This is a genomic window from Eubacterium sp. BIOML-A2, from assembly GCF_009680135.1.
Classification (GTDB): domain Bacteria; phylum Bacillota; class Clostridia; order Lachnospirales; family Lachnospiraceae; genus Faecalicatena; species Faecalicatena contortus_B.
Genome location: NZ_WKZK01000008.1, coordinates 96,094 through 119,686, shown reverse-complemented (window position 1 = coordinate 119,686; position 23,593 = coordinate 96,094). Strand labels below are relative to the sequence as shown.

Below are 23,593 nucleotides of genomic sequence, written 5' to 3'. Positions count from 1 at the left end.
TGTTTTATTTCCGGACGGTAAATATTTTTGGAACATTCTGTATCAGAACTCTGTGACTTGCAGAGAAGGATTTCTCTTTCCTTTTCCGGTCATATCAAGTATAATTGAACATATAAAATACGAGCAGTGAGGTGGGCTTATGGGAAAGAATAAAACCGTACAAAAGAAAGTGAAGCCTTATGAAATTGGGGAATTAGACCAGTATCTGTTCGGCCAGGGGACACATTATGAGATCTATAAAAAGCTTGGTGCCCACAAGGTGACAGTGAGGGGAAAAGAAGGAGTTTACTTTGCGGTATGGGCGCCGAATGCAAGGCGTGTGTCTGTAGTGGGTGACTTCAACGAATGGGACTTTGAAGAGAATTATATGGAACGACAGGAACCCGAGGGAATCTATACCTGTTTTATTCCCGGGGTTCAGGACGGGGATTTATATAAGTTCTGTATAGAGACTATCCAGGGAAAACGGCTCTTCAAGGCAGATCCATTTGCCAATTATGCGGAGATGCGTCCGGGGACGGCTTCCAGAATTACAGACATTTCGCATTTGTCATGGACGGACGGCGAATGGATGGAAGCAAGGAAGGACTGGGACAGCAGGCAAAATCCACTGGCTATTTATGAGGTGCACCTGGGTTCCTGGATGAGACATCCGGGCAGGGAAGACGAAGGGTTTTACACCTATAGAGATTTTGCCAAAGCCATTGTGAAGTATGTGAAAGAGATGGGGTACACCCATGTAGAGCTTATGGGGATGGCAGAACATCCTTTTGACGGCTCTTGGGGATACCAGGTGACCGGATATTACGCGCCTACATGCAGGTATGGTACGCCGGAAGATTTTGCTTATATGATTAATTATCTGCACCGGAATAAGATCGGGGTTATCCTGGACTGGGTACCTGCACATTTCCCGAAGGATGCACATGGGCTGGCTGATTTTGACGGCACGCCTGTCTTTGAGTATGCGGATCCTAAAAAGGGAGAGCATCCGGACTGGGGCACTAAGATTTTCGATTATGGCAAACCGGAGGTTCAGAATTTCCTGATTGCCAATGCGCTGTTCTGGATCGAGCATTATCATGTGGACGGTTTGAGAGTAGACGCGGTGGCGTCTATGCTTTATCTGGATTACGGCAAGCAGGACGGACAGTGGGTAGCCAATAAGTACGGCGGCAATCAGAATCTGGAAGCAATCGCATTCTTCAAGCATTTGAATTCCGTTGTTCTGGGCAGGAACCAGGGTGCGATGATGATTGCAGAGGAATCGACCGCATGGCCGAAAGTGACAGGTTCTCCCGAGGATGACGGGCTGGGATTCAGCCTGAAGTGGAATATGGGCTGGATGCATGATTTTACAGAGTATATGAAGCTGGATCCGCTGTTTAGGAAGAATGCACACTATCAGATGTCATTTTCTATGGAGTATGCTTACAGTGAGAACTATATACTGGTGCTTTCGCATGATGAGGTGGTGCATTTAAAGTGCTCCATGCTGAATAAGATGCCGGGGGAAGGCTTTGATAAGTTTGCGAATCTGAAGGCAGCATATGCGTTTATGATCGGGCATCCGGGGAAAAAGCTGCTCTTTATGGGACAGGACTTTGCTCAGCTTAGGGAGTGGAGCGAAGAACGGGAACTGGATTGGTTTTTGCTTTCCGAGGAGCCGCATCAGCAGATACAGAGATTCTACCGCGACCTGCTTCATTTATATAGGAAGAACAAAGCGCTTTATGAGCTGGATGCGGATCCGGAAGGGTTCGAATGGATCAACAAGGATGATACGTTCCGTAGTATTTTCAGTTTTGTTAGGCATTCAAAGGACAATAAAAAGAATCTGTTGTTTGTATGCAATTTTACGCCGGTTGACAGGCCGGATTACCGGGTTGGCGTTCCGAGACGGAAACAGTATAAGCTTGTATTGAACGGTGATGATAAGGAGTACGGCGGAAGCGGTGAGGAGAGACCTTTGGTTTATAAGGCTGAGAAACAGGAATGTGACGGAAGGAAGTATTCTTTTGCATATCCGCTGCCGGGATATGGGGTAGCTGTATTTGAATTTTAAGTTAATTAATAATTTTGGTACCGTAAAATGGCTCACATTGTCATTGAGCGGTACCACTTTTATATATAACGGCCGACGCCTCATAGGAAGATCAGATAAAAAGAATTTTGAGGAGAATTGTGATGGGGAAAAGTCAAAAAGAATGCGTTGAGTTCCGGTTTTATGAAAAACCTGACCAGGAACCGGTTATTGCATTGACAGGAGAAAAATGGAATCGTGATTATGGGGAAGGAAATGAGGCGCTTCATTTTCATAATATGGCAGAAATTGGTTACTGTTATAATGGAAAGGGCCAGGTGGTGTTAGATAAAGAAAGTCTTGATTATCAAGGCGGGTCCTTTACCTTTATACCTCAGAATTATCCACATACAACGATCAGTGATGGCTGCAGCCAGTGGGAGTTTTTGTATTTTGATTCAGAAGAGCTTATTTTGGAGGCTTTTAGCGACAACATATATAAAGGGGAAAAGATTAGGACTAGTATAAATAAAAATGCATTTGTATTTTCTATAGATCAGGTACCGTATCTGGGCAACCTGGTATTAATGATTTTTGAACTTACCAGTCAAGGTGGGAATTACGCGAAGGATTCTATACGATGTGCATTAGTTAATATTGTCCTGCAGGTCCTGAGGATAAAAGAAATGGATGTGCAGTCGGTCGGATCAGTTAACAAAAGCAAGATTGTGTATGCTTTGGAGTATATTAATGATCATTATCAAGAGGATATCATGATCCATGAGCTGGCGGAATGCTGTCATTTAAGTGAGACACATTTCCGCAGGCTTTTTCAATCTGATATGAATATGACGCCTGTAGAATATATCAATCTCATACGTGTGCAGGCAGCCTGCGACCTGATGAAAAAGGAAGACTGCCATATGGAAAAAGTGGCTGTCCGGGTGGGGTATCAGACGATGTCTACTTTTAACAGAAACTTTAAACAAATTATAGGGATAAGCCCTTATCAGTGGAAGAAGCAGATAACATCAGGTTTAGGGGGGCGGAGAAAATATCAGGTTCATGCGAAAAAGGGATGGGAATTTTAAAAAATCAGGGTTTATATAGCTGGAATGTGGATAAATAAGCGGAGTCTTGCAATGTGAATGAGGAATCATCTGTGGTGCAAGGCTCCATTTTTTATATAATGGGACTGTCGGGAAATAGACACCCCCATTATATAAAACCTTCCGGGGGATGCACACGCTGCGATAAGGTATATAGCCGCAAAGCGGCATCGCGGCGGCGCTAAAGTGTGCAAGCCCCTCATGAGTGAGGGGGCGGGGAGTTGAGGTGGGCTTTCCCACTTTATTCAGAATTTTGCTGTTAATATAATGAAAATGGTCGAATTTGCTTTTTTTACGAGCATTAATGATAACAATAGGGAAAATGTGAATGGTATAATATATCCATAAACAAACAACGGACAAGTTAGAATTTATACAATATGTACATATTCTGACTGGTCTAAAGATATACCGGTATAATGGTTTAAATCCAAAAGAAATGGATCTAAATGAATCAAAAGCAGCACATTAATTTGTATGGAGGAAAGAAAATGAAGAAGAGAATTGTCGCACTTTTACTTACAGTTGCTATGGCCGGCGGACTTATTGCGTGTGGAGGCGGCGAAAAAGCAGACACGGCAAAGGAAGAAAAAACGAGTGAAGAAAGCAGTAAGGGAGACAGCCTGACCATATGGTGCTGGGATCCTGCATTCAGTATTGTAGCTTTGGAAGAAGCCGAGGCAATATATCAAAAGGAGAATCCGGACTTTGAACTTAACATTGTGGAGACTCCATGGGAGGATGTACAGACAAAACTGACGACGGCAGCTACATCAGGCGATTTAAGTACTCTGCCGGATATTCTGCTGATACAGGATAATGCGTTTCAGAAAAACACATTAAGCTATCCGGATGCTTTTGTAGATTTGACTGATTCTGGAATACAATTCAGTGAATTCAGCCCTGGTAAAGTGGGATTCTCAACTGTTGACGGAAAGAATTATGGGGTTCCGTTTGATAATGGGACATGTATCGGCTGCTACCGGACAGACTACCTGGAGCAGGCAGGGCTGACAATTGATGACTTTACAGATATTACATGGGATCAGTACATAGAAAACGGGAAAAAGGTTTTAGAGGCAACAGGAAAGCCGCTAATGACACAATATGGCGGAGAGCCTGACCTGATCTGTGAGATGCTGCAGTCAACTGGCGAGTCTATGTTCAAGGAAGACGGCAGTGCGAATCTTTCAGACAATGAGGTTTTGGAAAAATCATTGGAAATATACGCAGAACTTGTTGAAACAGGAGTTCTTCAGCTGGTAAATGACTGGAATGCTTACGTTGAAACCATTACTAAGGGGAATGTAGCAGGTACAATTAATGGCTGCTGGATCCTTGGAACGATTCAGAGTTCTGAAGACCAGGCCGGAAAATGGGCGATTACAAACATGCCGAAGATGGACGGCGTTGATAACGCAACTAATTATTCAAGTAACGGCGGATCCAGTTGGGCAGTTACCTCCAATTCCGAAAACCCGGAACTTGCAATTGATTTCTTAAATAAGACATTTGCGGGAAGCGTAGAATTTTATGAAAACATTCTGCCATCTACAGGCGCCCTGACAACGTATCTTCCGGCAGGCGACAGTGCAGTATATGCAGAACCGCAGGAGTTCTTTAACGGGGATGCAATTTATGAGAAGATAACAAAGTATGCAGGCGAGGTTCCAAGCAACATTACCGGTATGTATTACTTTGATGCAAGAGATGCAGTGGCAACAGCTCTGAGCAACGTGGTCAACGGAGCTGACATTCCTTCTGAATTAAAGACTGCACAAGATACAGTAGAATTTAGTATGGGTAAATAAAGAACCCTGATATGCTTAGAGATGGATCAGTTTGGGGTCAAACTGGTCCATTTTAAATTAAAGGAGGCAAAGGCGTGGATAACAAGAAAAGAAAGAAGAGGATGACTCTGAGCAGGCGGGGCAGCCTGACGGGCTGGGCATTTCTGGCTCCCGGGGCAATACTGATTTTGTTTATGAGTTTTATTCCGATTTTCAAAGCACTTCTTATATCGTTTCAGACAGGAGTAGGTGCGGGAACCAAGTTTAACGGAATAGGAAATTATGTCAGAATGTTCCAGGATAAAGTGTTTATGGAAACATTGACAAATACACTATTTTACCTAATACAAATACCTGTAATGATACTGTTTGCACTGATACTGGCTACAATACTTAACAAGCCCAATCTACGGTGCAAGGGATTTTTCAGGACATGCATATTCCTTCCCTGTGCGACTTCGCTTGTTTCCTATTCTCTCGTGTTTAAGTCATTGTTTGCAGCAGATGGCCTGATCAATTTAATCTTGTTAAATACGGGGGTTTTTTCTGCGCCTTATGATTTCCTGGGTCATCCGATGAGCGCGAAAATCATCATTATTGTTGCTATGGTGTGGCGGTGGACAGGCTATAATATGGTATTTTATTTATCCGGTCTTCAGAATATAGAGCAATCGGTTTATGAAGCAGCTAAGATCGACGGGGCGAATGCCTTCCAGCAATTTTGGAAAATTACCATTCCTCTGTTGAAGCCGACTCTTGTACTCACTGCCATCATGTCTGTAAACGGAGTACTGCAGCTCTTCGATGAATCTGTGAACCTGACAAACGGCGGACCTGGAAATGCGACATTATCCATGTCACATTACATATATAATGTTTCCTTTAAATATGTGCCGAACTTTGGCTATGCAGCAGCAATGTCCTTCTTGATTATGATAATGGTTGCTGTTATGGCATTTATTCAGATGAAAGTAGGTGATAAGCGTGATTAAGGCAAAAAGATCTGTACCATATATTGTTTTGATTATAGCTTCTGTAATCAGTGTGTTCCCGTTTTTATATATGGGGGTATCAGCTACGAACAAAAGTATTGATATTATTAATGGAAAATTATTTCCGGGGACCTACCTCATAGAAAATTTAAAAAATCTGCTGGCAAATCAGTCTGTGGGAACTGCATTGTGGAATTCATTTAGATATGCGGTTATCCTGACATTTATCAGCCTGCTGGTCTGCTCCCTGGCCGGCTATGGGTTCGAAATATATCATGACAAGGCGAAAGATATACTAATGGCTGTGATTCTAATGGCCATGATGGTGCCTTTTGTTGCAACTATGATACCTTTGTTCCAAATGTTTTCGAAGGCCAAACTGCTCAATACTGCATTAGGCTTTGTACTGCCTACAATATCCACGCCTCTGATGGTTATGTTTTTCAGGCAGAGTGCCCGGTCCTTTCCTTATGATATCATTGAGGCATCAAAAATCGATGGATTAAATGCACTTCAGATATTTTTCCGTATGTTTATGCCAACAATGCGTTCAACTTATGCGGCAGCGGCAACGATAATATTTATGAATGCCTGGAACAATTATTTATGGCCAAAGGTCATTATGCTTACAGAAGAAAGTATTACGATGCCGATGCTGGTGGCAAACCTTACAGCAGGATATGTAACAGATTATGGCATGCTCATGCTGGCGGTTTCGATCTGTACGCTGCCTACCGTAATCGTATTCTTTGCTCTGCAGAAGAGCTTTGCCGAGGGGATTACAGGCGCTGTAAAATAAATACTTTTAAGTATACGATAAATGAACGAAATACGGATAAAAGAAACTGGAAGGCTATAAAAATAAATTGTAAGGAGAATTTAAATGACAAACAGAGAAAATTTCATATCTTTGATTAGGAGAAAAGGATATGAGCATGTACCCGTTGAGTTTGTGCTTTGTCCCTCTTTGCAGGAACAAATAAAAGAGCGGTTCGGAACAGACGATTATGAAGAGTACTTTGGATTTCCATGGAAGAAAATAGAAGATATCCGATTAATTGATCATGATACTGAGATATACCGTCCGTTTTTTAATCCGCCTTTGGCTGAAAAGGGGGAAATAGACAAGTGGGGAGTCGGACACGAATCCTCCCCCAACAGTATGCATATGACATATATGCGGCATCCGCTGGAGAATGCAGAGAGTCTGGAGGATCTGCAGGCTTACCCGTTCCCCGATTTTGCCAATGGATATAAGGAACATCAGAAGGAACAGGTGGAGGATGCGAAAAAACGTGATCTGATAGCGCTGGGTGATATGCAGATTACACTTTGGGAGATCTCCTGGTATCTGAGAAGTATGGAAGAACTCTTCTGCGACATGATGGAAGGCAGTGATATGGCAGAGTTTATGTTTGACAAAGCTCTGGAAATGGCGAAAGTCCGTGCGGAATCCTATGTAAAAGCGGGGGTGGATGCACTCTTCTTCGGGGATGATATTGGTATGCAGCATACAATTATGATGAGTGAAGATCTGTATTGTGAATGGATAAAGCCAAGGCTGAAGGCGCTGATCGATCATGTAAAAGCAATCAACCCTGAGGTTATTATTTTCTATCATTCCTGCGGATTCATAGAACCGCTGATACCACATTTGATTGATGCAGGCGTTGATGTGCTGAATCCAATTCAGAGTGAGTGCATGGATTTTGAAGAAATTTACCAGAAATATGGAGACCGGATTTCATTCCATGGAACGATAGGCACACAGACGGTTATGCCCTTTGGGACACCGGAGGAAGTAAAGGCGGAGGTGTGGAAAAACCTGGATATTGCAGGTGAAAAGGGCGGCCTTATGGTGGCGCCGACACATATGCTGGAGCCGGAAGTGCCAATGGAGAATATTCTTGCTTATGTGGAGGCATGCAGGGAGTATAAGACGAGAGGATAGAGTCTGGGTGAGAGTTTATGTGCCAGCGGTTATAGAAAACTGCTGGTACGGATAATGGAGGAGAGAGATGAAAGGAATACCAAAAAGAATCATTTCCCTTGGTATGGCATTTTGTATGGCTTCATTACTGGCCGTATCAGGAGATTATGAAGTTGTTAAGGCAGAAGAACCAGCGCAGTTTAATATGTCACAAAGCGGTACAACAGGTGAAGAAGACTGGTCTAAACTGCGGATTGATATGGGAGGGCCTGAGACCAACGCAAATTCCGGATATATGGGTACCCCTCTTGCAAACGGGCTGTTTTCGGTCAGGCAGAACGGAGGAGTACAGGAGGTTGTGTTTCCTCTGAACCACTCAACATTCTGGTCAGGCGATCCGGAATACAGAGACTACTTATATGAAGGGAATGAGGGATACGAGAATTCCCCGGAGACACGTTCAGCAGCTTATAATAAGCTGGTAGATACCCTGAAACAGGCTTATTCAGAAGGGATAAGCAAAGAAGAAAGAGACACTTTAATGGAGTCTATCTCAGGTACGACACAGGATATGTGGCTGGCAGACCTGCACAGTGCATTTATTTCTGCAGGACGTATGAAAATGGCATTTCCGGAGTTGACGGGTACAACGGATTACAGCCGTATTCTGGATCTGGACACGGCAACGTCTGAAATTGGATTTAAAAAGGACGGCGTTGCTTATCTGCGAGAAACTTTCATGAGCAATCCGGACAATGTCATGGTGACCCGGATTACGAATGAGGCGGATTCACCTATGGGAATGGAGCTTTCGCTTCAACTGCATGATTATGCAGTAGGAAAAAGTGAGTATAATAAAGTTACCGTAGATACGGAAAAAAATGAAGTCGTAATGACGCAGCGTGCACCGTATGACTTTGGAGCAGACCGCTGGGACGAAAACAGGGGAACACTGTTAGAGGCAAGAGCAAAGATTGTTTTGCCGGATGGCGGAGATATTCAGGCAGATGGCACGACATTGAAGGTATCAGGCGCAAAAGAAACTCTTGTACTCTATACGTGTGAAACCAGTTTTAAGGATGCGTTTACTGATCCGTCAAACAGCGGTGTAGACTACAGCGGCAAGGTAAGGACAACGATGGATAATGCATCAGAGAAATCTTATGAGGAATTGAGAGAGAGACATCTGGAAGAGTATCGCTCCCTGTTCAGAAGATTTTGGATTGATATGGATGGCAGTAATATTACTGCAGGAAATGGTTCACAGATCAGCCCGTATGAGTATGCCCGCAACTATCAGTATGGAAGGTACATCAGTATTTCCTGTGAAAGGGCTAATTCAGTAATGCCTCACGGCCTGCTGGGTATGTGGTCAACATCCTGGAAGGGCCCGAATGAAGGCGCCTATTTCCTGAATGAAAATATGGAGAAGATGCAGGCAATCAAGGGAGCGGGAAATCTGTCGGATTCCTCTGACAGCCAGTATAACTACATAACAAGCTGGACTAATGAACAGACCGGGCAGCGGACGGCGCAGGATATATACGGTGCAGAGGATGGCGCATGGATGATGTCCCATTTTACCGGAATCTGGGCAAAATCCGGAATGTGGGGCGGTACGGTTGAGTATGGTTCATGGCTCGCAGGCGGCATCTGGGCGCTGGACTCACTGTATGATAAATATGACTTTACAGAAGATATTGAACTTTTGAAAGAGTATTATCCTTTGCTGGAAGGTGCAGCTAAATTTGCCCTGAGTACTCTGATTGATGTTGATGGAGTTAACGGAGAGCTGAAAGGCTACAAGGTTGTGGCGCCGTCAGGTTCGCCCGAGCACTGGTACTGGGTTGACAATACAAAGAGTGCATTTGATGTGGCATCGGTGAGCGATACACTTCTCTACTACAATCTCTTTAACATGATGGAAAACGGAGCTAAGGATTTAAAGCATGCGGGAATCTCCTATGATGAAGCCTTGTTAGAGCGGGTTCTTGAGGCAAGAAGCCAGATGATGCCGCTGGAAATGTTTATTGATGAGGAGACCGGAAGGCTGAAAGAATGGTATAATGAGTATTCGATCGGGGACGCATACCACAGACATGCCTCTCATCTGCTTGGCCTGTTCCTTGGACATATCAATATTAATGAAGCAGATACTCCGGAGCTTTACTATGCACAGCAGGCAGAGACTGAGCGCTGGATTACTGCAAACGGCGGTACGCACCCTGACAGATCTCTGATGGCAATGCGGGCAGGCTTTGAAGATTTTGCTTTTGCCAATATGACATGTGGAGTTGTAGGAACGGGATATGGACATGCTGCTGTTATGCAGTGGATGCCGGTCGCAAGTTCTATTGCTGAATCTGTGGTAGACAGCAGATTTGACCAGATCAATCTTATGGAGAACCTGCCGTCAGCATGGAGCAGCGGTACAGTAAAGGGAATTCGTGCAAGAGGGGGGTATCAGTTAAGCCTGACCTGGGAAAACGGAGAGCTTATCAATTGTGTAATTGATTCGCCGACAGGGGAAACACCACGAGTTCTGTATAAAGGCGAACCGGTTGTGTTGTCTGAGGATACCCGTTTTACAGTAAACCGTGCGGGTACGACTCTTGACGAACTGATTTATGAGGCAGAGGAAAAACTGGAAGGTAAGTATACCGAAGAAAGTAAGGATGCTCTTCGGGCAGCGCTGGAAAGCAATGATTATGATGCGATCTCTGCGGCATTACTGGCGATGGTGCCCTTTAACTTTGTTATCACTGAAGTTACAATTGAAACAGAAGACGATCTGAAGGTACTGACAGAAAAAGGCCAGATGCTTCAGCTCACGGCAAAAAGTGAAAAAGAAAATGCGGAGTATAAATGGAGCATCAAAGAAGTAGGCGGAGGAAGCGCCGAAAAAATAGCATCGGTTGATGAAAATGGTGTTGTCACCGCGATCGGAGGCGGAAAGGTTCTGGTGACAGCAGCCATAGAAGGAGAGTCCAGGTCAACCGCATCTGTAGAACTGCTGGTAGAGGCCGGTGCAGATGTGATAAAAGAAAGCATTGATGACAGGGATGCCAGACTGCAATATTCTGGCGGCTGGTCTCCATGGGACGAAGCAAAGCATTTTAACGGAACAATAACCTGGACGCGTAATGCAGGGGAAACGGTAGCACTGGACTTCACAGGAACAGGATTTGATATTATCGGCAGTTGTGGCGATCATATCGGTAATTATAAATTGATTTTGGATGGTGAGGTTATTGCTGAAAGTGTCGGCCCAGATGGGAAGCAAGGATACGGTCTTGTTACATATTCTGCTTCTGGCCTGGAAGACGGCGAGCATAGCCTGATCATTGAAACTCTTGGAAAGCAGTTTGATGCCGATGGTTTTAATATATATGAAAATGTTCCGGCAGTAACAGACCGTAAAGTTCTGATTGAAGAATATAATAAGGCTTTGGAAATTACTGATGAGAATCAGTTTACGCCGGAAAGCTGGGCAGCCTTAAAAGACGCCATGGGAGCAGCCCTGGCAGTTATTAATAATTTTGACGCCGCGCAGGCAGATATTGATCTGGAAAAGGAAGCGTTGAAGTCTGCAAGAGAAGGACTTGAGGATCGGAAGCCGAAGTTCACAGTTAGCGTTATACGCGGAACCGGAGCGGGTGAATATGAAGTAGGCCAGGAAGTAACGGTAACAGCAGATCCGGCAGAAGAAGGGAAACAATTTAAGAACTGGTCGGTAGAAGGCGTTGAAATACCCGATAATACACAGAGCAGCATTACATTTACAATGCCCGCTAATGATGCAGCTTTTACTGCAAATTATAAGTTGATTCCGGAATTATCTGATGAAGCAGGTATCACTGAGGTTCAGGTGAACGGCACCAAAGGGGTTATTGCAGAGAATGTAATCAATGTGGTACTGCCAGTTGGTGCCAGCCTTACAGAAGACCCGGGCGATATTGTGATTACACTGAAACATGAAAAGGCCAAAGTAGAGGATCTTAAGACAGCAGATCAGGGTGCAACATGGAGCTTTTCCGTAATTGCAGAGGATGGCGTTACTGTTAAAGATTACATAATAAACGTCAGCATAGCAGAGGATATAAAGGGGCAGAACGAGATGGACGTTGCAGCGGCAAAAGAATTTGCCTTACAGAACGACTGGACCATTTCTATGGATACAGCAAACACGCAGGATCTTGTAGAAGCTTATGTTCTGGCTCAATTGGATGCTATTATACCAGATGACGTAGAAACCGTACTGGAGATGGGGGAAGTAATTCCGGCAAGCGAAGGAACTATGGAAGATCCGGAAGGTACTGACGGAACCTACAGCTTTACTGTTACCATTTCAAAAGGTGAAGATGCAGATAAGGCAGAAGATTATGTGGAAATAAAAGATGCTAAGATAGAAGCCTCTATTTATACTGCCAGCCCAAAGGTAACGGTAACTGTAGAAGGCGAAGAGACCATAACTGCAGGTGATAAGGTGATTCTTACGGCAGCTGCAGAAAATATTACTGACCCGGGTTATAAATGGTATAAGAATACTGTAAGTTCAACAAACGGTGCAGCGTTAATTGGTGAGAATGACAGCCGGCTGGAAGTGACTGCAGAGATTGGGACAACCTATTATTACTGTGAAGTAAACGGAACGGTAAGTAATATTGTCCGGATTAATGCAGAAGAAAAAGTATACGGGATTGTAAGCGGTGAGACAGATAAATCATGGCAGACAGGAGATAAAGACGGACTGACGGTTAAGGTAGATGCTCCTTTCGATAAGTATACCGGCACTGAAGTAGACGGAAAACCTGTAGAAGAAAAGTATCTGACCGTGGATCATAAAGGTTCAACTGTAACTTTAAAGCCTGAATTTATGAACGGCTTGGAACCCGGAAAGCATACGGTGGCAATTCTGTTTGAAGATGGAAGGGCGGATAGTGAATTTGCCGTATCAAAGGCCGGAGATACGGACAATCCGGGCGGTACATCCAAACCAGGAGACACACCTAAACCAGGGGATCCATCCAAACCGGGGAACAACTCTAAGCCAGGAAGTACCTCAAAACCAGGTGCAGCCTCTTCTGACAAAGTGACACCGAAAACAGGTGACCAGACCAATGTTATTTGGGGATTTGCCGTATGCGGAGTTTGTGTAATTGCTATTCTGGCAGTGCTTATAATGAAGCGCAGGAGAAGCGGAAAATAGAATACGCAGGGGACTTACTAACACATGTTCCGCAGGCGCATTAAAAAGAAGCACCGGAGGAATGCCTAATTAGATAAAGTTTATATGCAGTTACAAAAAAGGAGCGCTGACAACAGTCAGGCTCCTTTTTTCTGTTTCATCCGCTTGATAACCTTCAGCCGGGTGAAATCCTCACGCTCCTTCTCTTCCAGTGCATTCGTAATACTATATACAAGCTTAGAATACATAGGAATCGTGATATTCTGCAGCGCATTTGCCCGTTTCTGAGTCTTCTTAATATTAGCCGCAAGGCGGTAGGCCGCATTTTCTACCATAGAAAGCTTTACGGTCAGATCTTTAACCTTGCGGAAGGCCTCGGTAGCCAGGTCGATGGATTCTTTGGTTGTACTGAAAGAATACGTAGGAGCATTATTTCCAGGTACATATTTTACATGGGGGATCTCAGTTCCCATAATACTGCGGGTTTGTATTGTGATGGAGTTCTCAATAGGCACAGTATAGGCAAGCTGCGATACCATGCTGATCCCATGCTCAATATTGGCTCTCTGCAGACACTGGTATGCATAAGTGAACGTGGTGTCGATCTCATCTTGTATACCTCGGGCCTCATCAATCAGATTCATCAGTTCACGGATAAGGATATTCCTTTTTTTATCCATCAGGTCATATCCCTGTCTTGCAAGAGCCAGAGAATTCTTTGCCAGCATGAGATTTCCTTTGGTGGGGAAGGTACGTGGATCCATGCAGTTCCTCCTTTTAACACTTGATTAGTCAGAATATTCTGAATATGGAGCTCATTGGGGTCAGACCCCTAATAGTATTTGTCGAGAATCTTCGTGTCGATACGGTCCAGTTCTTCTCTTGGCAGCAGTCTGAGCAATTCCCAGCCAAGGTTGAGTGTCTCTTCCATGCTGCGGTTCTCGTTCGGTCCCTGACCGATGTACCGCTCTTCAAATGCTTTTCCGAACTCCAGATACTTTTTATCGGTCGGCGACAGCTCATCCTCGCCGATGACGGAAGCCAGGTTTCTGGCGTCTCCTACTTTGGCGTAGGCGGAGAAGAGCTGGTTCGCCAGATCCTGGTGGTCTTCTCTGGTGTAGCCCTCGCCGATGCCGTCTTTCATCAGACGGGACAGGGAGGGCAGGATGTTGATGGGCGGATAGATGGACTGGCCGTGCAGCTCTCTCTCCAGTACGATCTGGCCTTCCGTGATATATCCTGTCAGGTCGGGGATGGGATGAGTGATGTCATCATTTGGCATGGTCAGAATCGGGAGCTGGGTTACGGAGCCGTTTACGCCCTGTACGATGCCGGCGCGCTCGTAGATGGTGGCAAGTTCGCTGTAGAGGTATCCGGGGAACCCTTTACGGCTGGGGATCTCCCCTTTGGAGGAGGAGACTTCACGCATGGCCTCGGCAAAGGAGGTCATATCGGTCAGGATGACCAGGATATGCATGTTCTGCTCGAACGCCAGGTATTCGGCGGCGGTGAGCGCAACTTTTGGCGTGATCAGACGCTCCACAACCGGATCGTTTGCGAGGTTCAGAAACATGGCTACGTGGTCAGCAACGCCGCTTTCTTCAAAGGTACGGCGGAAGAAGTCGGCTACGTCGTGTTTGACGCCCATGGCGGCAAATACGATGGCAAATTGTTCATCGGTATCATCCCCCAGAGAAGCCTGTTTTACAATCTGGGCCGCCAGCTGGTCGTGGGGGAGCCCGTTTCCCGAGAAGATCGGGAGCTTCTGTCCGCGGATCAGTGTGGTCAGGCCGTCAATTGCGGAGATTCCGGTGTGGATATAGTTTCTCGGGTATTCCCGCATGACCGGATTCAGTGGGAGGCCGTTTACATCCCGCTTTAATGTGGATACAATGGGCCCCAGGTCATCTACGGGCTGCCCGATACCGTTGAAGGTGCGTCCCAGCATATCCGGGGACAGGGCAATTTCCATGGGGTGCCCGGTAAGGCGGGTATGTGTATTCTTGAGGGACATATTTTCGGAACCCTCGAAAACCTGAATGACTGCCATGTCCTCATATATCTCCACAATACGTCCGATTTTGCGTTCTGAGCCGTCTACAACAAATTCTACAATTTCATCAAAAAAGGCGTCCTGAACGCCCTCCAGTGCTATCAGAGGGCCATTGATACTGCTGAGTCCCAAATATTCTATTGACATGAGATTATTCCCCCTTTTAAGCATTTTTCTCCAGCACACGCTGATAGAAAGCATCGATATCACGTCTGTACTGTGCGAACATTTCCAGCTGGTCGTTAGGTACATCATATTTAATTGCAATGATTTTATCGAAAATATTCTCTGACTTCAATACAGACATTGGATGCCCCATGGTTACGAGCGAACGGGATTGTTTATAAAGATATAAAATAATGTCCATCATCAAGAATTGTTTCTCCATGGATACGCAGGTATCATCCTTGTGAAATGCATTCTGCTGCAGAAAACCAAGCCGGATCACGCGGGCGATTTCCAGAACCAGTTTCTGGTCATCGGGCAGCACATCGCTTCCGATCAGTTTGACAATCTCCAGAAGGCTGCTCTCCTGGTTCAGGAGAGCCATCAGGCGGTTACGGTAGTCTACAAACTTTGGAGAGACATGATCCTGATACCAGGGAGCCAGATCCCCGAGATATTCGCTGTAGCTGGTCAGCCAGTGGATAGCCGGAAAATGTCGTGCATAGGCCAGGCTCTTATCCAGACCCCAGAAACAGCGGACAAACCTTTTGGTATTCTGTGTGACCGGCTCGGAGAAATCACCGCCCTGTGGGGAGACCGCACCGATGATGGTTACAGACCCGTCGGTTCCATTTAAATTGTGCATCATGCCCGCCCGCTCATAGAAGGCGGAAAGCCTGGATGCAAGATACGCAGGGAATCCTTCCTCTGCAGGCATCTCTTCCAGACGGCCGGAGAGCTCTCTGAGAGCCTCTGCCCAGCGGGAGGTGGAGTCTGCCATGATTGCCACATCGTAGCCCATATCCCGGTAATATTCCGCCAGTGTCAGCCCGGTATATATACTGGCCTCACGGGCAGCAACAGGCATGTTGGAGGTATTTGCAATCAGCGTGGTTCTGTCCATCAGCGGATTGCCGGTCCTGGGGTCGGTCAGTTCCCCGAATTCTTCCAGGACCTGGGTCATCTCGTTGCCGCGCTCCCCGCAGCCGATGTAGATGATAATATCTGCGTCGGACCATTTTGCAATCTGATGCTGCGTCATCGTCTTGCCTGTACCGAAACCGCCGGGAACGGCAGCGGTGCCGCCCTTGGCGATCGGAAACATGGTATCGATAATACGCTGGCCCGTGATCAGGGGCGTGGATGCAGGAAATCGGTGATGGGTGGGACGGGCCGTGCGGATCGGCCAGTGCTGTGTCATGGTCAGTTTCCTGAGTGTTCCATCGGATAGCTCCAGAGTCACCAGGGGTTCATCGATCGTGTACTCGCCGTCTTCTGCGGTATCGGTTACGGTTCCTTCCATATTGGGGGGAACCATGCATTTATGCAAGATGGCATGGGTTTCCGGGACCTCCGCTATAATATCTCCGGCATGGAGGTAATCCCCCTTAGAGACGACGATGCGGGCCGGCCATTTTTTGCTGCGGTCCAGCGAATCCACGCTCACACCGCGGGTGATAAATGCGCCGCTGTTCTCAGCAATCTTCTCCAGGGGGCGCTCAATTCCGTCGAATATATTGTTTAATATCCCGGGAGCCAGAGTGACGGAAACCGCACTGCCGCTTGCGATCACCTCTTCCCCCGGGCAGAGTCCAGATGTCTCCTCATAGACCTGCACGGTGGTCAGGTCCTTGTCCAGAGAGATGACCTCTCCGACCAGCTTTTCCCTGCCCACGTATACCATTTCCGACATGCGGAAACCGGTATTGCCTTTCAGATAAATGACGGGTCCGTTAATTCCATATATAGTTCCAGTGTTAAGCAATGCCGTCACCTCCTAAAAAGACAAACTTATCATACTCATTCCGAAGAGCCGTCTTAAATGAATTGTCGATCAGAATATTACGGCCTCTGATGACTGCCCGTATTCCGCCCATAAAATCCTCCGCACTTACCGTAAGCCGGGTGCCCAGAGCATCCTCCAGATCGGAGCGCCGGGCCTCGTCGGAAGGGTTGATATAGATAACCATAGCTTCCCCTGCGGCAAAATGAACGGCATTGCGGATACATTGGATCAGGTAATCTTCGTAAGCTTCTGTCTTCATATAATCGTGAACTAAAGCAACTGTCTCAGCAAAGATCTTATCTTTCAGATCCTGCTGGACCTTTCCCAGCATGCGCTTTAGTTCCAGCTGTGATCTGGCCATGGCCTGGTTCAGCTGCTGTCTGGCATTGACGGTTTCAGCCTTGATGCGGGTCTCGGACTGGCCAAGCGCCTCTTTTTTATGATCTTCAAATACCTGCTCCAGCGCTTCACGGTAGGAATCTATGATAGCGTTTCCCTCAGCCCTTGCTTCTTTCATAGAGGCGGACCGCAGGTGTGCGATTTTTTCTTCCAAAGTCAAGAGGGGTACCTCCTTCTATAATTCATATCTCTGCTTGTTTTAAGTTGATCTACAGTTTCAGCCCAATGGCCTCGGTAATATAGGATGTAATAAAGTCTTTTTTACGGCCGGTTCCGTGCCTGTCAGGAATTTCAATCAGCAGGGGCATCTTCCTTTCCAGACGGAATTCATCGATCATGTCCGGAAACTCTCTTCCAAACTTTTCCGTCAGCAGAACGATCCCCACTGTCTCATCCTTAAGGACCTTCTGCAAGGCCTCCTGGAGTTCCCCGCGCTCGTGGACGACTACTCCGTCCACGCCTGCAAGGCGCATTCCTGTATAGGTATCGACATTATCACTGATTAGAAACATCTTCATATCAAAGTTTACCGAGGATCATGAAGGAGATGATTAATCCGTAAAGACATACACCTTCTGCAAGACCTACGAAAATAAGGGACTTACCAAGCACGCTGGAGTCTTCGCTGATTGCACCGAGGGCTGCACTTGCAGCGCTTGCTACGGCAATACCTCCGCCGATACAGGATAAACCGGTAACCAGAGCGGCTGCGAGATAGCCAAGTCCTGTCGCCGTAGAAGCCGCAGCGGCAGTTGTCTCAGCCGCATTCACTTCTCCGCCAAGCATCATGATGGATGCGATGGCAAACGCACCAAAGAAAAAGAATGCATTTACGCCAATCGTCCTTTTAAAACGCTTTTTGTTCTTCTGTCCGATTAAGTAATAGCCAAATGGGATGATGATACTTAAAATTAAAGCTGCGATAAAAACGATTTTTGTTGCTAATGTCATAGTGATAGTCCTCCCTACTTCTTTTTGGTTTTATTTGATTTATTCGTATAAGGATCAAAAGCTCTTCCGCTTCCCTTGTAAAAACGGCTGAACATCTCGTAGTATTCCAAACGCAGTACCTGAATCCCGACAATGAGTCCCTCAAAGCCGCATACAAACAAGTTGCCCAGAACGATGACCACCCAGTTGGGCGATCCGTTTTCTGCTCCTGCCAGGATCAGGACAACCTCCATAATCGCGGCATGGCTGACGGCGAAGGCGCCGATGCGGACAAAGGAGAGCGTATTGGAAAAGTAGCTGAGAAGGGTCTCGAACAATTCAAAAAATCCCTGAATCAGAAACATTCCTGCACTTTCTTCCATTGCATCCGCCCGCTTCTGGATTTTTCTTGTAATAGGCTCCTTAAATAAAATCAACAGCAGCGGAATACCGAACATGACAGCCATAAAAATGGCGCCCGGAGTCTTATGCCCTGTCATAAACAGGACGATCGTGATTACAACGGAAAGATAAAATACAAATCCGGCAAGGCCGTTCGCGTCAAACCAGATATTTTCCAGGTCATGGGACCGTATGGCATTGACAATATGCAGGATCATGGCCGCCAGTATGATCCCCATGCCGAAGGCCACCGAAACAATAAAAACGGTATTCAGTTTACCGATAAACGGAAGCGTTGTCATATGGTCAATCGGCCGCAGCCATAATGGCTGGATGATGTCTTCAAATCCGAAGATACTGCCGAACATGAATCCAAAAATAGTAGAGAAGATGCCGGCCGTTGCGATAATACCGGCTAAAGGCGCCTTTCTAAAGTGATAAATCAAACTGCCTCCAATGAAAAGCAGAAGTCCTTGTCCCACATCGCCGAACATGATGCCAAATATGAGAGAATAGGTCAGGCCGACGATAATGGTGGGGTCCATCTCATTATGGGAAGGAAGTCCGTACATCCGGATAAACATCTCAAAAGGCTTGAATATTTTGGGATTTTTCAGCTTGGTGGGCGGCTCTCCGAAATAAGTGCTGTGGTCGTCCTCCACAACAACAAAAATCTTGTCGTCGTATCTGGTTTCTTCCAGGAACATCTCCACATCGTCGTCGGCCATCCAGCCGCACAGGATATAATAATCTTGTTTATGATCTTCCATGCGGGCAGCCATTTTCCGTACATCGAAGTTATTGGCCAGCTCTTCCAGCCGGTTCTTGGCTGCGATCAGCTGAGGAGCGCGTGCGGAAAGCATCTCTCCTGTTTTCCTGTCCAGTGCTTCAATCTCCTGCCCGGAGTCGTAGATTTCCCGTACCAGCATGCGGTATTCGTCCATGGGGGTTCCCTGCAAATCCCCGGGCAGTTCCATCTTCTCAAAATGCAGAGAGCGGAAAACCGCGTCAACTTTCTGGGCTTCTCCGGGTGATACAAAGTAGGCGCCATACACATGGCTTTCATCCCGTTCTCCCTCGACAAAGATTGCGTCCAGGTCATCCAGCAGGTACTTTTCCATCTTGTGATAGTACTCTGCGGGAATCCGGCCGAAACGGTAGGCGATATATTTATAATGCAGTATTTCATCCAGTTCGCAGTCCAGCGGTTTAAATGGAGCAACGATTTGTTGCCTTTTGCGGAGTTCCTCAATCCTGCTTTTCAGATTCTCCTTCTTATCCTGCATTTCCATATAGTCACTGTTTGCCATGCGTACAACTTTGAACATCTCTTGCAGGCTGAGAGACTCATCTGGTTCGACCTCGTCCGCATTCTGAAGATATCCGGTAAATTGTATGGCCTTGTTCAGGGCATCCCGGTAAGGGTTGATCTCTACAAAAGGCTTTAGATTATCGACTGTTTTAAGCTCTGAAAGTGCGGATTCCAGCTGAATCTCATATCTGGACAGATAGAGGTCGGTTATACGGTCAATATCATCTCTTGGACCGGAAATATTGACAAATTTCATTTTCACTATCATTGAGTTCTACCTCCAACGTACGCTAACGTTTCGCCGGGGGAAAGGCCGTAACGGATACATTCCAGGGCGGTTGTCAGCTTTTTAAGCTCTTCTTCTTTCAGGAATAAATACGTATTAACAGTGGCAATAGAATAAGGGTTGCGCCTTCTGTCCACAGTATACAGGTGATAAAGGCAGTCAGAATACATCTGTTCGATCGTCAGATTCTGCTCAAAATCATAATGCCGTGTATACGAAGTCCTGCGGACTGCCGCATAAAACTCTTCTATATTAGAGGCTTCAGCAAGTTCCTTGATAAGCTCTGTGGAGATTTTGTAGTGGATCGGGATTAAAAGGGAATATATATCGGCAGCCGTCATCTCATAATATTTTTTAGCCCTGTAGATCCACTGCAGATTTAGAAGGTCTATTTTCGAACCGCAGTCCCTGGTGAAGATTTCAAGTTCTTTTTTCTTCAGCACTCTTTTTCTGTCCTTCCATAATGTCGTAAAATAATATAAGTCGAGGGCCAGGTCGTAGTCAAATAAGGTGACGGACTGCGAGTCACGCAGTTTATGAAGGGGCTCATAATATTCCGTACCCTTTAAATTCTCTACGAGTTCATCTGTTGTTCTTGAGGTGATCAGCTTTTCTATAGAAATTTGTGAATACCGGTCAAAAAAAGATTGTTTATAACTCAGGTCAAATGGTTCAGTATAATGGTTAATCACAATTCGGAAACAGTAGTTAATCAGATCGATTTCATATCGCTTTAGATATAATTTTAAAAACTTTCTTTGTTCTATGGTGGAGAATCGGTAGATCTTTGAATAGTCCCGATATAAAGAGCGGATCAGAACCTTTTCAATATCTCCGCGGTGAAGATGCTCTTCGTCAAGCTCCTTCAGGATATCCGCGTAAGCGGAATTCTCTTTTAAATAGGTACAGACTTCCGGCACACTGTGAAGGCTGGCGATCTCTTCAAACTGCTCCGGCTTTAACAGCCTGGCCTCCATGGCGCGGATCTTGGTCACGATACCGCTGTATACTAGTAAATTTCCCATAGGCTATACCTCTGTAATCCGTTTTAGAATCATCTGGGCATAAAGTGTGTGCTTTTCTTCATATTCTTTCTGCAAAGCCTCGATAGAATCCGTATTGGCGCTGCTCTGGCAGGCAAGAAGTTCTGCCGTATTGCGTTCCAGCTCATCCCGTATTTTTTTGATTCTGGCCTGCGTCTGTGCCTCCAGATCATCATCAAACCTGCGGCGCATCCCCCGGAATTCATCATCCAGGACTGCTTTCTGCGCTTCTGCGTGTTCTACGACAGCCGCGGCAGCAGCTTCTATTTCAGATAATTTCTTTACAATAGAGTCCATAGTCTGCCTCCTGTGATTCGTGGATTGTAGTTGTTATTATAATACACCTTTTTTCAAAAAATGCAAGTTCGGTTAATGTCATAATTTGTCTAAAAAATGTAATAAAATGTTGACTGTTCATTACTGTTTACAGGTTTGCCTGTGAACAGTAACAACGGCATCAAACGATGAACGGTTACATCAAATGTGCTTTGACCTTAACCTGTCAGCGTGATATTATATTTTTTACAAAAAGAGGATTGATTTTTGGCTGTACTGTATTATACTTACCATAAAAGAAAATAAAAAACCTGGTTTGAGAGAAGTAAGGGAAAAAGACGAAATAAAAAGGAGCAATCTATTATGAGGTTAAGGAATGTACCACGTGCCGAGGGAACGATACAGAACCATCCGGCTGTGATTAAACGCCCGGAGGCACAGAAAGGCTGTTGGCGGCAGGTTTTTGGCAATTCAAAACCCATCCATATTGAGATCGGTATGGGGAAAGGCCGTTATCTCTTAACGATGGCATCTCTTCATCCGGATGTAAACTTTGTAGGAATTGAAAGATATACAAGCGTTCTGCTCCGGGCCGTAGAAAAGTTTGACACGGAGGAGTTCAAGATGCTGAAAAACATCCGTTTTGTGTGCATGGATGCGCGGGATGTGGCCGAGGTTTTTGCACACGGTGAGGTGGAGCGGATTTATCTGAATTTTTCTGATCCCTGGCCAAAAGCCAGGCATGAAAAACGGCGTCTGACATCCCATGAGTTTCTGGAACGCTATGAACAGATTCTTGTGCCCGGCGGGACACTGGAGTTCAAGACAGACAATACGGAACTGTTTAACTTTTCCCTGGAACAGGTGAGGAGTTCGTCATGGACTCTGGAACATTATACATACGACCTGCATCATCACGAGATCATGAACGAAGGAAATGTAATGACCGAGTATGAGGAAAAATTCTCTGCCAGGGGAAATCCCATCAATAAGCTGATTGCGGTAAGAAAATAGAAAAGTGAAACCCGGGAAGGCGCAGTTTTCAGAAAAAGCTGTGTCTTCTTTCACGTTTCGGCGGATCGTACATATTATAACTGTGAGGAGATGTAAGCCTTACACGGGCAGTCAGGAGTGGATATGCGGGGAAAAGGATGGAAGGATTTTATTTGTCGCAAAATGTATTGCAGGCCGGACCTGAACCGTAAGTTAATGTGTCTGAAGCGATCATTTGACGAAGTATGTGATATTTTGAATAACGGCAGCAAGTGCCGTGGTAAATAAATTGCAAAGGAATGTAGGTGCTGACAATGAAAATCAGAGTGACTGCGAAAAATTACCCACAGGAGGTTCTGAGGTCGGAAACGCCTGTATTAGTCGAGTTTTTTGCTGTTTGGTGCGGAAAATGCGCCATGATGGAAGATGTTGTGGATGAGATCGCCGAATTATACGACGGCAGGGTCAAAGTATGTCAGATCGAGATTGACGAAAGCGAGACCCTGGCGGCGGAATTTGAGGTTGAAATTGTTCCGACATTTGTTGTATTCAGGAATGGAGAGCCGGTATCGGCGGCAAGCGGAGTACTGGCAAAGGAAGTACTGGAAGAGATGATCGGGATGTAGGGAATTGAGGGGGACGCTTTATGACAGGGATGCCGGGAAGGTGCCGGGGCTATATATGCCGCTGCAGCTTCAAGGCATCCCTGTCGTTAAGTTGGTGTATCCGGGCGGAAGGAGAGACTGTATCTGCTGACTGGGCCCCGGACAAGAACGGCTCATGGACTGGCGGGAAGTGAGAAATATGCTAAAAAATTTGTTGAATAATTGAAAAAATTAAAAAAAGTACTTGCATTTTTTTATCTGTTCATATATAATACTACTTGCGTCACCTGTTAAAGGTACTGCAAACACAA

General features: G+C 45.8%; 18 protein-coding genes. 9 read left to right on the top strand and 9 right to left on the bottom strand.

Annotated features, from left to right (window positions below):
- The first annotated feature begins 139 nt into the window (after positions 1-139).
- From glgB to GKG43_RS05000, 7 genes are all read left to right on the top strand, one after another.
- Complete coding sequence (gene glgB, locus GKG43_RS05030; RefSeq protein ID WP_050639383.1) at positions 140-2,065, top strand: 1,4-alpha-glucan branching protein GlgB; 1,926 nt, start codon at positions 140-142, stop codon at positions 2,063-2,065.
- 122 nt (positions 2,066-2,187) lie between these two features.
- On the top strand, positions 2,188-3,114 hold the full coding sequence (locus tag GKG43_RS05025) for an AraC family transcriptional regulator (RefSeq protein ID WP_129878824.1): 927 nt from the start codon (positions 2,188-2,190) through the stop codon (positions 3,112-3,114).
- A gap of 509 nt (positions 3,115-3,623) precedes the next feature.
- Positions 3,624-4,943, top strand: coding sequence for an ABC transporter substrate-binding protein (locus GKG43_RS05020; RefSeq protein ID WP_055151699.1), 1,320 nt, complete (start codon positions 3,624-3,626; stop codon positions 4,941-4,943).
- A 74-nt stretch (positions 4,944-5,017) separates the two neighbouring features.
- Positions 5,018-5,914, top strand: coding sequence for a sugar ABC transporter permease (locus GKG43_RS05015; RefSeq protein WP_347561960.1), 897 nt, complete (start codon positions 5,018-5,020; stop codon positions 5,912-5,914).
- Positions 5,907-6,713: a carbohydrate ABC transporter permease gene (locus GKG43_RS05010; RefSeq protein WP_347561959.1), complete on the top strand. Its 807-nt coding sequence runs from the start codon at positions 5,907-5,909 to the stop codon at positions 6,711-6,713. Before GKG43_RS05015 ends, GKG43_RS05010 begins: the two co-directional genes overlap by 8 nt.
- An 84-nt stretch (positions 6,714-6,797) precedes the next feature.
- Positions 6,798-7,865 (top strand): uroporphyrinogen decarboxylase family protein, encoded by a 1,068-nt coding sequence (locus GKG43_RS05005; protein WP_129878822.1) that lies wholly within the window; start codon positions 6,798-6,800, stop codon positions 7,863-7,865.
- A gap of 67 nt (positions 7,866-7,932) precedes the next feature.
- Positions 7,933-13,053, top strand: coding sequence for a glycoside hydrolase N-terminal domain-containing protein (locus tag GKG43_RS05000; protein ID WP_129878820.1), 5,121 nt, complete (start codon positions 7,933-7,935; stop codon positions 13,051-13,053).
- A gap of 116 nt (positions 13,054-13,169) precedes the next feature.
- On the opposite strand, the gene GKG43_RS04995 is transcribed toward GKG43_RS05000, so the two are convergent.
- The 9 genes from GKG43_RS04995 to GKG43_RS04955 all read right to left on the bottom strand — a co-directional run bounded on the left by GKG43_RS04995 (position 13,170) and on the right by GKG43_RS04955 (position 21,705).
- Positions 13,170-13,796, bottom strand: coding sequence for a V-type ATP synthase subunit D (locus GKG43_RS04995; RefSeq protein ID WP_025654109.1), 627 nt, complete (start codon positions 13,794-13,796; stop codon positions 13,170-13,172).
- A gap of 68 nt (positions 13,797-13,864) precedes the next feature.
- Positions 13,865-15,232 (bottom strand): V-type ATP synthase subunit B, encoded by a 1,368-nt coding sequence (locus tag GKG43_RS04990; RefSeq protein WP_055151686.1) that lies wholly within the window; start codon positions 15,230-15,232, stop codon positions 13,865-13,867.
- Between the two features lie 16 nt (positions 15,233-15,248).
- On the bottom strand, positions 15,249-17,015 hold the full coding sequence (locus GKG43_RS04985; RefSeq protein ID WP_050639386.1) for a V-type ATP synthase subunit A: 1,767 nt from the start codon (positions 17,013-17,015) through the stop codon (positions 15,249-15,251).
- Complete coding sequence (locus GKG43_RS04980; protein WP_242843802.1) at positions 17,008-17,595, bottom strand: V-type ATP synthase subunit E; 588 nt, start codon at positions 17,593-17,595, stop codon at positions 17,008-17,010. Before GKG43_RS04980 ends, GKG43_RS04985 begins: the two co-directional genes overlap by 8 nt.
- A gap of 49 nt (positions 17,596-17,644) precedes the next feature.
- Entirely contained in the window at positions 17,645-17,953 is a 309-nt protein-coding gene (locus GKG43_RS04975) for a V-type ATP synthase subunit F (RefSeq protein WP_025654113.1), read from the bottom strand.
- 1 nt (position 17,954) lies between these two features.
- Positions 17,955-18,386, bottom strand: coding sequence for an ATP synthase subunit C (locus GKG43_RS04970; protein ID WP_050639387.1), 432 nt, complete (start codon positions 18,384-18,386; stop codon positions 17,955-17,957).
- A gap of 14 nt (positions 18,387-18,400) precedes the next feature.
- Positions 18,401-20,347 (bottom strand): V-type ATPase 116kDa subunit family protein, encoded by a 1,947-nt coding sequence (locus tag GKG43_RS04965; protein ID WP_050639388.1) that lies wholly within the window; start codon positions 20,345-20,347, stop codon positions 18,401-18,403.
- A complete protein-coding gene (locus GKG43_RS04960; RefSeq protein WP_050639389.1) occupies positions 20,344-21,390 on the bottom strand; it encodes a V-type ATPase subunit in 1,047 nt (348 codons plus the stop codon). The genes GKG43_RS04965 and GKG43_RS04960 overlap by 4 nt, the downstream gene beginning before the upstream one ends.
- A gap of 3 nt (positions 21,391-21,393) precedes the next feature.
- On the bottom strand, positions 21,394-21,705 hold the full coding sequence (locus GKG43_RS04955; protein ID WP_050639390.1) for a hypothetical protein: 312 nt from the start codon (positions 21,703-21,705) through the stop codon (positions 21,394-21,396).
- Between the two features lie 342 nt (positions 21,706-22,047).
- Between GKG43_RS04955 and trmB the strand changes: the two genes are divergently transcribed.
- Together trmB and GKG43_RS04945 are read left to right on the top strand one after the other, a co-directional pair.
- Positions 22,048-22,698, top strand: a complete 651-nt coding sequence (trmB, locus tag GKG43_RS04950) for a tRNA (guanosine(46)-N7)-methyltransferase TrmB (RefSeq protein WP_050639391.1) — start codon at positions 22,048-22,050, stop codon at positions 22,696-22,698.
- Positions 22,699-22,991: 293 nt separating this feature from the next.
- Positions 22,992-23,303 carry a thioredoxin domain-containing protein gene (locus GKG43_RS04945; RefSeq protein WP_050639392.1) on the top strand — a complete coding sequence of 104 codons (312 nt, stop codon included), beginning with the start codon at positions 22,992-22,994 and terminating at the stop codon, positions 23,301-23,303.
- The last annotated feature ends 290 nt before the right edge of the window (positions 23,304-23,593 follow it).

Coding starts and splice junctions, on each gene's coding strand:
- glgB (WP_050639383.1), top strand. CDS start 140: ATGGGAAAGAATAAAACCGTACAAAAGAAAGTGAAGCCTTATGAAATT.
- GKG43_RS05025 (WP_129878824.1), top strand. CDS start 2,188: ATGGGGAAAAGTCAAAAAGAATGCGTTGAGTTCCGGTTTTATGAAAAA.
- GKG43_RS05020 (WP_055151699.1), top strand. CDS start 3,624: ATGAAGAAGAGAATTGTCGCACTTTTACTTACAGTTGCTATGGCCGGC.
- GKG43_RS05005 (WP_129878822.1), top strand. CDS start 6,798: ATGACAAACAGAGAAAATTTCATATCTTTGATTAGGAGAAAAGGATAT.
- GKG43_RS05000 (WP_129878820.1), top strand. CDS start 7,933: ATGAAAGGAATACCAAAAAGAATCATTTCCCTTGGTATGGCATTTTGT.
- GKG43_RS04995 (WP_025654109.1), bottom strand. CDS start 13,796: ATGGATCCACGTACCTTCCCCACCAAAGGAAATCTCATGCTGGCAAAG.
- GKG43_RS04990 (WP_055151686.1), bottom strand. CDS start 15,232: ATGTCAATAGAATATTTGGGACTCAGCAGTATCAATGGCCCTCTGATA.
- GKG43_RS04975 (WP_025654113.1), bottom strand. CDS start 17,953: ATGAAGATGTTTCTAATCAGTGATAATGTCGATACCTATACAGGAATG.
- GKG43_RS04970 (WP_050639387.1), bottom strand. CDS start 18,386: ATGACATTAGCAACAAAAATCGTTTTTATCGCAGCTTTAATTTTAAGT.
- GKG43_RS04965 (WP_050639388.1), bottom strand. CDS start 20,347: ATGATAGTGAAAATGAAATTTGTCAATATTTCCGGTCCAAGAGATGAT.
- GKG43_RS04960 (WP_050639389.1), bottom strand. CDS start 21,390: ATGGGAAATTTACTAGTATACAGCGGTATCGTGACCAAGATCCGCGCC.
- GKG43_RS04955 (WP_050639390.1), bottom strand. CDS start 21,705: ATGGACTCTATTGTAAAGAAATTATCTGAAATAGAAGCTGCTGCCGCG.
- trmB (WP_050639391.1), top strand. CDS start 22,048: ATGAGGTTAAGGAATGTACCACGTGCCGAGGGAACGATACAGAACCAT.
- GKG43_RS04945 (WP_050639392.1), top strand. CDS start 22,992: ATGAAAATCAGAGTGACTGCGAAAAATTACCCACAGGAGGTTCTGAGG.